The sequence below is a fragment of the Asticcacaulis sp. W401b genome (assembly GCF_046503825.1).
Classification (GTDB): Bacteria; Pseudomonadota; Alphaproteobacteria; order Caulobacterales; family Caulobacteraceae; genus Asticcacaulis.
The window spans coordinates 1-6,052 of the sequence record NZ_JBKFEE010000034.1; the positions used below are offsets into that span (position 1 = coordinate 1).

General features: G+C 63.3%; 5 protein-coding genes. 4 read left to right on the top strand and 1 reads right to left on the bottom strand.

Annotated elements, in window-relative coordinates:
• Positions 1 to 330: 330 nt before the first annotated feature.
• Complete coding sequence (locus tag ACK8OE_RS20540; protein WP_410274179.1) at positions 331 to 795, bottom strand: helix-turn-helix domain-containing protein; 465 nt, start codon at positions 793 to 795, stop codon at positions 331 to 333.
• A gap of 114 nt (positions 796 to 909) precedes the next feature.
• Here ACK8OE_RS20540 and ACK8OE_RS20545 point away from each other — a divergent pair, with 114 nt between their 5' ends.
• The 4 genes from ACK8OE_RS20545 to ACK8OE_RS20560 are packed head-to-tail and all read left to right on the top strand — an operon-like array spanning position 910 to position 5,792.
• On the top strand, positions 910 to 3,990 hold the full coding sequence (locus ACK8OE_RS20545) for a CHC2 zinc finger domain-containing protein (RefSeq protein WP_410274180.1): 3,081 nt from the start codon (positions 910 to 912) through the stop codon (positions 3,988 to 3,990).
• A complete protein-coding gene (gene xerC / locus ACK8OE_RS20550; RefSeq protein ID WP_410274181.1) occupies positions 3,987 to 5,189 on the top strand; it encodes a site-specific tyrosine recombinase XerC in 1,203 nt (400 codons plus the stop codon). The genes ACK8OE_RS20545 and xerC overlap by 4 nt, the downstream gene beginning before the upstream one ends.
• 56 nt (positions 5,190 to 5,245) lie before the next feature.
• Positions 5,246 to 5,527: a BrnT family toxin gene (locus ACK8OE_RS20555; protein WP_410274182.1), complete on the top strand. Its 282-nt coding sequence runs from the start codon at positions 5,246 to 5,248 to the stop codon at positions 5,525 to 5,527.
• Positions 5,508 to 5,792: a BrnA antitoxin family protein gene (locus tag ACK8OE_RS20560; RefSeq protein WP_410274183.1), complete on the top strand. Its 285-nt coding sequence runs from the start codon at positions 5,508 to 5,510 to the stop codon at positions 5,790 to 5,792. The genes ACK8OE_RS20555 and ACK8OE_RS20560 overlap by 20 nt, the downstream gene beginning before the upstream one ends.
• Positions 5,793 to 6,052 lie beyond the last annotated feature (260 nt).

Consider the following 6,052-nt stretch of genomic DNA (forward strand, 5'->3'; position numbering starts at 1 on the left):
TACATTGGACACATCAGCCAAAATCAATGGGTTAGCTGTAATACAGTTGCCTTTGCAACCAATATTCGTTTTTAAAATCGCCTATAATCGGGATGCAGGGCGGTTTGGTCCGGGGTGTCTGGACGTGGCTGAAGGGCTTGCGTGCCGGGGCGCTCATGGTCTGTTGAGGCGGGCGGGGGAATGTCTTTAGAGAGATGATAAGGCTCCGCCAGAGGCGCTGACTGAGGTGTCAGGGCCGTGCTGTGGTTGGCGGTGTGGTGCTCATCGTTCTGACGAGCGTGTGTGTTCCTGCCCGGCCATTAGCTGGCTGAGAAACGAACTTGGCGTGATCTAGCCAGTGTGTTCCGCGCTGCCTGCCTGAGCGCGTGGCGTGTGCTTGACGATCAGGGCGTCCAGTACATCGACGATGGTTCTTTGCGCTGTCTTCGGCATGGCGTCGATAGCGGCAAGCTGCTGCTGAAGGCGCGAGGCTGGGCCGCGTTTGCCGGGGTTCCTGGGCGCGGGCTGGCCGATCAGAAGCTCATCGAGGGAGACGTCCAGCACCTCTGCCATGCGCGGCAGAAGCTCGATAGGTACGCGCGTGCGGCCCACTTCGTAGTGGGCCAGCGTTTGCTGAGGCACATCGAGTCGTGCGGCCAGTTGCACCTGGGAGAGCTTCAGGTACTTGCGGGCGGCAGCGATTCTCTGGCCCATCGCCTTGGCGAAATCTTCGTCCTTGATGGTCATGTCGGTCAGATAATGGAGCAATCCCTTGCCGTTTAAGGCGGCGGGGGAATGGGGGTTTATTGTTGACATGACCATAACACCTGTTTTTGGAACCGGGCTTGACGCAACTCATAACGTGAGTAGTATAATTATGAGTTATTTTTACTCAATACCACTTGACAGGTTTTTTAGGGGTGCCCGGAAATGGCCAGAAACGGCAGTCGAATCGGCGAGGAGGAACTGGCGCGTTTGAAGGCCGGTGTCTCGCTGGAGGCCGTGGTGAAGGCGGCGGGTGTGGAGTTGTCGCGGCGGGGTCATGATCTGGTGGGGTGCTGCCCGTTCCATGAGGACAAGACGCCGTCGTTTGTGGTGACGCCCGAGAAGCAATTATGGCGATGCTTTGGGGCGTGCGATGCGGGTGGGGACGTGATCAGCTTCATCTGCAAATCCGAGGGCGTCAGCTTCCGCCATGCGGTCGAGCGTCTTCGGTCTCAGGCGGGTGTTGCTGACGTGTCGGCGGCGGCCCCGGCGAGGGTCAAACCCAGACCTGTGCCGTCGGCCTCGCCGGAGGAAGATGCGGCGCTGCTGGAGCGGGTGACGGACTATTACCATGAGCGCCTGAAACAGACGCCAGAGGCGCTGGCCTATCTGTCGGGGCGCGGGATCGACCCGGCCAAGGTTGTGGATGCGTTCGGCCTGGGCTTCGGGGACCGGTCCCTGTGCTATGTGCTGACGGGCACGAAGATGCGGTCGCGCTTGCAGGGGCTTGGGGTGTTGCGCGAGAGCGGCCATGAGCACATGAACGGCTCGCTGGTCGTGCCGATCCGTGATGAGGATGGCCGTGTCGTCAACCTCTATGGGCGCAAGATCAGGGACGATCTGAGGAAGGGCACGGCCTATCACCTGTACCTGCCCGGACCGCACCGGGGCGTCTTCAATCTCGACGGCATCCGGGGTTGCTCAGAGGTCATCCTGTGTGAGGCGCTGATCGACGCCCTGACGGTCTATGCGGCGGGCTTTACGCATGTGACCAGCGCCTACGGGGCGGGCGGCTTTACGGATGAGATATTGCAGGCCTTTATCCGGCAGGGGGTGAAGCGTGTGCTGATCGCCTATGATCGGGACGCGGCGGGTGATAAGGGCGCGGTGAAGGTGGCGGAGGGTCTGGTGGCTCAGGGCATCGAGGCCTACAGGGTGAAGCTGCCGCACGGGATGGACATCAACGCCTATGCCCTGTCGGTCACTGATCCCACGCAGGCCCTGGGTGATATGTTCCGCGCGGCGGAATGGATGGGCGGGGTGGCCCCGGTGCCTGGGCCGGAAGCGTCCGTGCCGGTCCATCCTTCTTTAGCTGCTCAGACGGTGAGTGCCGCGGGTTGCGGGCAAGCCGTTCAGGCACCGGTCTCGCCACCGCTCCCGGTCATGCCGCTCCCAGTCATGTCTCTGGGGGCTTCCCCCGTGCCTGCGGGACCTGAGGCCCTGCCCGCCCTTGTTGAGGGGGCGCAGGGCCTCTCGGAGATCAGCCTGACGCTGGGGGAGCGGCACTGGCGGGTGCGGGGTCTGGACAGGTGCACCTCGCCGGAAGGCCTGAAGATCAATCTGCGGGTCCGGTGTGGTGACGCCTTCCATGTGGACGGGCTGGAACTGTTAAGCGCCAGGGCCAGAACCGCCTATGTCACTGAGGCTGCGGCCGAGCTGGGTGTGGGAGCAGAGGTGATCAAGCGGGACTTAGGCACGATCCTGCTGCGGCTGGAGGCCCTGCAGGATGAGCGGCTGAGGGCGGACAGGGGTGGATCGGTGGAGACAGCGGCCCTGACACCGGAAGATGAGGCCGCCGCCCTGGCCTTCCTCAAATCCCCGGACCTTCTGGACAGGATCGCTCAGGATGTGGCGGCCTGTGGTGTCGTCGGCGAGGCCTGCAATGTGCAGGCGGTGTATCTGGCGGCGTTGAGCCGCAAGCTCGACAAGCCGCTGGCGGTGCTGATCCAGTCAACCAGCGCCGCCGGCAAGAGCGCGCTGATGGATGCGGTTCTGAACATGGTGCCGGAAGAGGAACGGGTCAGCTACTCGGCCATGACGGGGCAGAGCCTGTTTTACATCGGTGAGGCCGACCTGAAGCACAAGGCGCTGGCCATCGCCGAGGAGGAAGGGGTGCGACAGGCGGCCTATGCGCTGAAGCTGTTGCAGAGCCAGGGCAGCCTGACCATAGCGTCTACGGGCAAGGACCCGGCCAGCGGCAAGCTGGTGACGCAGGAATACCGGGTTGAGGGGCCTGTGGCGCTGATGCTGACGACGACGGCCATTGATCTCGACGAGGAACTGAAAAACCGCTGCCTTGTGCTCAGCGTCGATGAGAGCCGGGAGCAGACGCGGGCCATCCATCAGCGTCAGCGGTTTGAGGAGACGCTGGAAGGGTTGGCGTCGCGAGAAGACGAGCACAGCCTGATTGCCCTGCACCGGAACGCGCAGCGGCTCATAAAGCCGGTGAAGGTGGTCAATCCGTATGCGGAAGCTCTGACCTTCCGTGACGACCAGACCCGGACGCGGCGGGATCACAGGAAGTATCTGGGTCTGATCCGGGCCATTGCGCTGCTGCACCAGTATCAGCGGCCCACAAAGACCCTGAAGCGTCCGGACGGGTCGGAGGTGGCCTATATCGAGGCCAGCCTTGCCGATATAGCCGCCGCCAACACCCTGGCCCATGCCGTGCTGGGCACGACGCTGGACGAGTTGCCACCGCAGACCCGGCGGTTACTCGATCTTATCCGCCAGATGGTGACGGAACGGGCCGAACGGGAAGCCGTCACCGCGAAGGACATCCGCTTCAGCCGCCGGGAGTTGCGGGACTATACCGGCATGGGGGATACGCAAGCCAAGGTGCATCTCTCCCGGCTGGTGGAGCTGGAATACGTGTTCGTCAGTCGGGTGCGCCAGACGGATCAGGCGAGCGCTTACGTCTATGAACTGGCCTGGTCAGGAGAAGGCAGTGGTGGACAGCCCTTCGTCATGGGGCTGATCGATCCGGCCCAACTGACGGATATGGACGGATACGATCCGAACCGGTCGGGGGTGGCGAAGGATCAGGCGGGGACCGGTCGGCCCGCAGTCGGGCCGGTGTCGGCGGTAGGTCGCGGTGTTGGAAACCCCGTCAAGGCCATGCAGGACAAGGCTTCGCTTGAGGCCTCCGATATCCCCGCCCAAAACGCAGGTCTCGGGACGGAGGATCGCCCCGTCGCAGTCGTACCGCGCAAACCCCACCTCAACCGCGTGGCGCTGGCCGGATGAGACGGCAGGCCCGGCCCCGCACTGACGGTCCCCGCGCGGGTCCGGGCTATGCGGGTGAGCCCGTGGAGGTGGCCGAGATCGTCAGGCCCGAGACCGTCACGCCCGAGACCGTCAAGCTCAGGGCCTCCGGCAGAGGCAGGGCGCGCACCGGTAAACGCCATCCACCCCTGCCGGGCGGGGACGATCCGGCGGGGCTGGTGGCCCTGATGGACCGGTATCTGGAATCCTTGCGCACCCGCAACTATGCCGCTGGCACCATCGAGTCGCGCAGGCTTGCCCTTTATACCTTCGTGGAATGGTGCCATGAGCGCAGCCTGACCCGCCCCGGCGAGGTCTCCAAGCCCGTCCTGGAGCGCTATCAGCGCCACCTCTACACCTACCGCAAGGGCGACGGCGCGCCGCTGGCCTTCGCCACACAGGCGGGGATATTATCCAGGCTATGCGGCTTCTTCGGCTGGCTGACGCGGCAGAACCATATTGCGGGCGATCCGTCGTCTGGGATCGATCTGCCCCGGCCGGAATACCGGTTGCCTACGGCGGTGCTGTCGGCGGATGAGGTCGAGGCGGTTCTGGCCCTGCCGGATACGGGCACGCTGATAGGCCTGCGCGACCGGGTTATCCTGGAGGTGCTGTACGCCACGGCCGTGCGGCGCACCGAACTGTGTGTGCTGCGTCTGGACGATATCGACTGGAGCCGGTGTCTGTTGCGCATCACCCAGGGCAAGGGCCACAAGGACCGCGTCGTGCCGATGGGGGAGCGGGCCAGGGCGTGGCTGGAGGTCTACCGCCAGCATGTGCGGCCGCAACTGGTGTGCGGGGCGGACGACGGCTGGCTGTTCCTGAACCGCGATGGTGGGCCGCTGAACATCAAGAAGCTGTCCGGTCGCGTGGGCGGCTACGTCGCACGCGCCAATATCGGCAAGGCCGGGGCGTGCCATCTGTTCCGCCATACGGCCGCGACCCTGATGTTAGAGGGCGGGGCGGATATCCGCTATATCCAGGCCTTCCTTGGCCACGAGAACCTTGAGAGCACTCAGGTCTATACGCGGGTCTCCGTCGCCCAGCTTCAGGCGATCCATGCCCGCACGCATCCGGGAGCCACAAGCCTGCGCACACCGGGTGACGGCCTGCCGCCGCCCGACTTGCAGGGCCTGGACCTGATCCTGTCGGACGACGATGACGACGACCGGGACGACTGAGCCTTGACCCCGAGGTGCTGTGTATATACATTATCGTATAGACGTGAGAAACTGCTTTGCCGTGGACATGGGATAAGAACAAGGCCAGAGCCAACCTCGAAAAGCACGGGGTAGCCTTCGAAATAGCGCTTCAGGTGTTCGAAGATCCGTTCCAGCTGACCGAGCTCGACCCTTACCCTGACGAGGAGCGCTGGCGGACGATCGGCCAGCCGTTCCCGGAGCTTCCGATGCTGTTGTTCGTGGTCCATACCGAGGATGATGGCGAAGGTGGCCGTATTATCAGTGCCCGCAAAGCGACGCCGCATGAAAGGAGAGCCTATGAAAATGCACAACGGTGATCCGATCCCGCCGGAGATGCTGGAGCAGCTGAAGCGGCTTGAGGCCATGAAGGACGAGGATATCGACCTGAGCGATATGCCCGAGGTGCTGGACTGGTCGAATGCTGTCCGTGGCAAGTACTATCGCCCGATCAAGAAGCCGTACTCATTGCGTCTGGACGAGGACGTGGTGGCCTGGTTCAAATCCCGGGGCGGCGGCTACCAGACCCGCATCAACGCTGCCCTGCGCGAGTACATGCTGAGTCACGGCAAAAAGAGCGCCTGACGTCCGTCCCATCTTCCTCTCAGCCAGACTGAATCCGGTCTTCCCACGTCCGCCGGTGTGTGCCATCGTGCGTCTGAAGGTCTTTGAAATCTGAACAAAACCGCCTCAAGGCGATTTTTAGCCAGCGCGTGTATCGCGACGGCGAAAATGCGCCGTAAGCCACGGAGGCAACAGGGGAAAATCCCTACCGATACGATCTGCCGCGTCAGAGGTGCCAGTTTTTACAAACCGACCCCATCGGATCAAAAGATGACCTGAAC

Bases quoted from the DNA above. Each gene is read 5' to 3' on its own strand.
- ACK8OE_RS20540 (WP_410274179.1), bottom strand. From the start codon at position 795: ATGTCAACAATAAACCCCCATTCCCCCGCCGCCTTAAACGGCAAGGGA.
- ACK8OE_RS20545 (WP_410274180.1), top strand. From the start codon at position 910: ATGGCCAGAAACGGCAGTCGAATCGGCGAGGAGGAACTGGCGCGTTTG.
- xerC (WP_410274181.1), top strand. From the start codon at position 3,987: ATGAGACGGCAGGCCCGGCCCCGCACTGACGGTCCCCGCGCGGGTCCG.
- ACK8OE_RS20560 (WP_410274183.1), top strand. From the start codon at position 5,508: ATGAAAATGCACAACGGTGATCCGATCCCGCCGGAGATGCTGGAGCAG.